At 57.4% G+C, this 5,356-nt stretch carries 3 rRNA genes; all 3 read right to left on the bottom strand.

Annotated elements, in window-relative coordinates:
- Positions 1-4: 4 nt before the first annotated feature.
- Positions 5-121, bottom strand: a 5S ribosomal RNA gene (gene rrf, locus ACFQO7_RS37540).
- A 100-nt stretch (positions 122-221) separates the two neighbouring features.
- Positions 222-3,331 (bottom strand): 23S ribosomal RNA (locus tag ACFQO7_RS37535).
- Between the two features lie 358 nt (positions 3,332-3,689).
- Positions 3,690-5,206, bottom strand: a 16S ribosomal RNA gene (locus ACFQO7_RS37530).
- Together the 16S, 23S and 5S rRNA genes form the textbook arrangement of a ribosomal RNA operon.
- Positions 5,207-5,356: the final 150 nt, after the last annotated feature.

The following is a 5,356-nucleotide window of genomic DNA, read 5'->3' as shown; positions in this document are numbered from 1 at the left end:
GTTTGTCCGGCGGTGTCCTACTCTCCCACAACGTCCCCGTTGCAGTACCATCGGCGCTGGAGGGCTTAGCTTCCGGGTTCGGAATGTGACCGGGCGTTTCCCCTCCGCCATGACCGCCGTAACTCTATCAACATGTCAACCGCACCACTCGTGGTGTGCCGGTTGCGTGTCGTGATGTGCATGGTGGACGCGAGACATCGTTGCAGGATCTGCTGTGTTGTTTAGGTAAGTCCTCGGCCTATTAGTACCAGTCGACTGAACACATTACTGTGCTTACATCTCTGGCCTATCAACCCGGTGGTCTAGCCGGGGGCCTTACCCACTCTCGTGGTGGGAGACCTCATCTTGAAGCGAGCTTCCCGCTTAGATGCTTTCAGCGGTTATCCCTTCCGAACGTAGCCAACCAGCCATGCACCTGGCGGTACAACTGGCACACCAGAGGTTCGTCCGTCCCGGTCCTCTCGTACTAGGGACAGCCCTTCTCAAGTCTCCTGCGCGCACGGCGGATAGGGACCGAACTGTCTCACGACGTTCTAAACCCAGCTCGCGTACCGCTTTAATGGGCGAACAGCCCAACCCTTGGGACCACCTCCAGCCCCAGGATGCGACGAGCCGACATCGAGGTGCCAAACCATCCCGTCGATATGGACTCTTGGGGAAGATCAGCCTGTTATCCCCGGGGTACCTTTTATCCGTTGAGCGACACCGCTTCCACATGCCAGTGCCGGATCACTAGTCCCGACTTTCGTCCCTGCTCGACCTGTCAGTCTCACAGTCAAGCTCCCTTGTGCACTTACACTCAACACCTGATTGCCAACCAGGCTGAGGGAACCTTTGGGCGCCTCCGTTACCCTTTAGGAGGCAACCGCCCCAGTTAAACTACCCACCAGACACTGTCCCTGAACCGGATCACGGTCCGAGGTTAGATACCCAGATCAACCAGAGTGGTATTTCAAGATTGGCTCCACGAAGACTGGCGTCAACGCTTCACAGCCTCCCACCTATCCTACACAAGTTAAACCGGATACCAATGTCAAGCTATAGTGAAGGTCCCGGGGTCTTTCCGTCCTGCCGCGCGTAACGAGCATCTTTACTCGTAGTGCAATTTCGCCGGGCCTGTGGTTGAGACAGTGGGGAAGTCGTTACGCCATTCGTGCAGGTCGGAACTTACCCGACAAGGAATTTCGCTACCTTAGGATGGTTATAGTTACCACCGCCGTTTACTGGCGCTTAAGTTCTCAGCTTCGCCTTGCGGCTAACCGGTCCCCTTAACGTTCCAGCACCGGGCAGGCGTCAGTCCATATACAGCGTCTTACGACTTCGCATGGACCTGTGTTTTTAGTAAACAGTCGCTTCCCCCTGCTCTCTGCGACCCCACCCAGCTCCAGCCGCGAAGGCCTTCACCAGACGAGGCCCCCCTTCTCCCTAAGTTACGGGGGCAATTTGCCGAGTTCCTTAACCACAGTTCGCCCGATCGCCTCGGTATTCTCTACCTGACCACCTGTGTCGGTTTGGGGTACGGGCCGCGCACAGCTCGCTAGAGGCTTTTCTCGGCAGCATAGGATCATCGACTTCACCTGATACGGCTCGGCATCACGTCTCAGCCACATGGCACACGGATTTACCTATGTGCCGGCCTACACGCTTACCCCAGGACTACCACCGCCTGGGCTCGACTACCTTCCTGCGTCACCCCATCGCTCAACTACTACCCACCAAGATCCCAACACGCCGTGTTCCGGTCCGAAGACCTTCCCACCTTGTGGAGGTTAGTACAGCAGGGTTCATCGCGGGCGCTGCTTTGCGGGTACGGGAATATCAACCCGTTGTCCATCGACTACGCCTCTCGGCCTCGCCTTAGGTCCCGACTCACCCAGAGCAGATTAGCTTGACTCTGGAACCCTTGGTCATCCGGCGGCAGGGTTTCTCACCCTGCATTCGCTACTCATGCCTGCATTCTCACTCGTGTGGCGTCCACGGCTAGATCACTCTGCCGCTTCACCCGCCACACGACGCTCCCCTACCCACCCACACACCTGCACCCGGTCACCCGGGCGGGGTCATTGTGTGAGTGCCACAGCTTCGGCGGTGTGCTTGAGCCCCGCTACATTGTCGGCGCGGAACCACTTGACCAGTGAGCTATTACGCACTCTTTCAAGGGTGGCTGCTTCTAAGCCAACCTCCTGGTTGTCTATGCGATCCCACATCCTTTTCCACTTAGCACACGCTTAGGGGCCTTAGCTGGTGATCTGGGCTGTTTCCCTCTCGACTACGAAGCTTATCCCCCGCAGTCTCACTGCCGCGCTCTCACTTACCGGCATTCGGAGTTTAGCTGACTTCGGTAAGCTTGTGGGCCCCCTAGGCCATCCAGTAGCTCTACCTCCGGCAAGAAACACGCGACGCTGCACCTAAATGCATTTCGGGGAGAACCAGCTATCACGGAGTTTGATTGGCCTTTCACCCCTAACCACAGGTCATCCCCCAACTTTTCAACGTTGGTGGGTTCGGTCCTCCACGACGTCTTACCGTCGCTTCAACCTGCCCATGGCTAGATCACTCCGCTTCGGGTCTAGAGCATGCGACTGAACGCCCTGTTCAGACTCGCTTTCGCTACGGCTTCCCCACACGGGTTAACCTCGCCACATGCCACTAACTCGCAGGCTCATTCTTCAAAAGGCACGCCGTCACCTCGGAACAAGTCCTCAGCTCCGACGGATTGTAGGCAGACGGTTTCAGGTACTATTTCACTCCCCTCCCGGGGTACTTTTCACCATTCCCTCACGGTACTAGTCCGCTATCGGTCACCAGGTAGTATTCAGCCTTACCAGGTGGTCCTGGCAGATTCACGGCAGATTTCAGGAGTCCGCCGCTACTCGGGAACACCCACCACAGGCCTTGAACTTTCGTCTACAGGACTCTCACCCTCTACGGTCCCTCATTCCAGAGGATTCGACTAGCCCAAGGCTTTATAACTGTGCGACACAGTGTCAGCTGTGTCAGTAGGGTCCCACAACCCCGTCCACGCAACCCCTGACAGGTATCACACGCACACGGTTTAGGCTACATCCGCTTTCGCTCGCCACTACTCACGGAATCACATGTTGTTTTCTCTTCCTACGGGTACTGAGATGTTTCACTTCCCCGCGTTCCCTCCACACACCCTATGTATTCAGATGCGGGTAACCCGACATGACTCGGGCTGGGTTCCCCCATTCGGACACCCTGGGATCACAGCTTGGTTGACAGCTCCCCCAGGCCTATCGCGGCCTCCCACGTCCTTCATCGGCTCCTGGTGCCAAGGCATCCACCGTCTGCCCTTAAAAACTTACCTACACAGAGAAACAAAGATGCTCGCGTCCACTATGCACATCTCAACAAACAACCAACCCACACCCACCAGCGAAACACCTACACCCGAACCTTCGTCCGAAGCGGTTTGCTTCACAAGATGTGATCGGCGCCGAAGAACCAAGCTCGCGCTTGTTCCTTCAGGACCCAACAGGGTGCCAAACAATCCCACCAGCCGCACCACAGCCCGTTCCATGCACGAGCTCGCGCTCAATGCCCTACTAGGGTTAACTGCAGCCGTTGCCGGCAGAATCTACCAAGTGTCTCCGCCATTTGAGCCCCACTGCCGGCATTCGCGGCAGCTGGGTCCTGACCCGCTTTCACGGGTAGGTGCTCCTTAGAAAGGAGGTGATCCAGCCGCACCTTCCGGTACGGCTACCTTGTTACGACTTCGTCCCAATCGCCAGCCCCACCTTCGACCACTCCCTCCCTTACGGGTTGGGCCATGGGCTTCGGGTGTTGCCGACTTTCGTGACGTGACGGGCGGTGTGTACAAGGCCCGGGAACGTATTCACCGCAGCGTTGCTGATCTGCGATTACTAGCGACTCCGACTTCACGGGGTCGAGTTGCAGACCCCGATCCGAACTGAGACCGGCTTTTTGGGATTCGCTCCACCTCGCGGTATCGCAGCCCATTGTACCGGCCATTGTAGCATGCGTGAAGCCCTGGACATAAGGGGCATGATGACTTGACGTCATCCCCACCTTCCTCCGAGTTGACCCCGGCAGTCTCCCATGAGTCCCCGGCATTACCCGCTGGCAACATGGAACGAGGGTTGCGCTCGTTGCGGGACTTAACCCAACATCTCACGACACGAGCTGACGACAGCCATGCACCACCTGTGACCGCCCCCGAAGGACACCGCATCTCTACGGCTTTAACGGCCATGTCAAACCCAGGTAAGGTTCTTCGCGTCGCATCGAATTAATCCGCATGCTCCGCCGCTTGTGCGGGCCCCCGTCAATTCCTTTGAGTTTTAGCCTTGCGGCCGTACTCCCCAGGCGGGGCGCTTAATGCGTTAGCTACGGCGCAGGAAACCGGAGAGGCCCCCCACACCTAGCGCCCAACGTTTACAGCGTGGACTACCAGGGTATCTAATCCTGTTCGCTCCCCACGCTTTCGCTCCTCAGCGTCAGTATCGGCCCAGAGACCCGCCTTCGCCACCGGTGTTCCTCCTGATATCTGCGCATTTCACCGCTACACCAGGAATTCCAGTCTCCCCTACCGAACTCTAGCCTGCCCGTATCGACCGCAAGCCTGGAGTTGAGCCCCAGGTTTTCACGGACGACGCAACAAGCCGCCTACGAGCTCTTTACGCCCAATAAATCCGGACAACGCTCGCGCCCTACGTCTTACCGCGGCTGCTGGCACGTAGTTGGCCGGCGCTTCTTCTGCAGGTACCGTCACTCTCGCTTCGTCCCTGCTGAAAGAGGTTTACAACCCGAAGGCCGTCATCCCTCACGCGGCGTCGCTGCATCAGGCTTCCGCCCATTGTGCAATATTCCCCACTGCTGCCTCCCGTAGGAGTCTGGGCCGTGTCTCAGTCCCAGTGTGGCCGGTCGCCCTCTCAGGCCGGCTACCCGTCAAAGCCTTGGTAGGCCATCACCCCACCAACAAGCTGATAGGCCGCGAGCCCATCCCCAGCCGAAAAACTTTCCACAACAGGTCATGCGACCCGCAGTGAATATTCGGTATTAGCCACCGTTTCCGATGGTTATCCCAAAGCCAGGGGCAGGTTACTCACGTGTTACTCACCCGTTCGCCGCTCGAGTACCCCGAAAGGCCTTTCCGCTCGACTTGCATGTGTTAAGCACGCCGCCAGCGTTCGTCCTGAGCCAGGATCAAACTCTCCAAAAAGAATTCAAAAACCCGGCAAAAGATCAAACCCCGACATCAAATGAATGTCCGAAATTTGTCCATCACCAAAGGAATCATCCGAGGATGATCAATAATTGGCACTTGGCTTAAATAGCACCCTGTTGAGTTCTCAAAGAACAAGCACACACC

The sequence above is a fragment of the Catellatospora aurea genome, from assembly GCF_042663325.1.
Taxonomy (GTDB): domain Bacteria; phylum Actinomycetota; class Actinomycetes; order Mycobacteriales; family Micromonosporaceae; genus Catellatospora; species Catellatospora aurea.
Note: the sequence above shows the minus strand (reverse complement) of the source record. Positions and strands in the feature narration are given on the sequence as shown.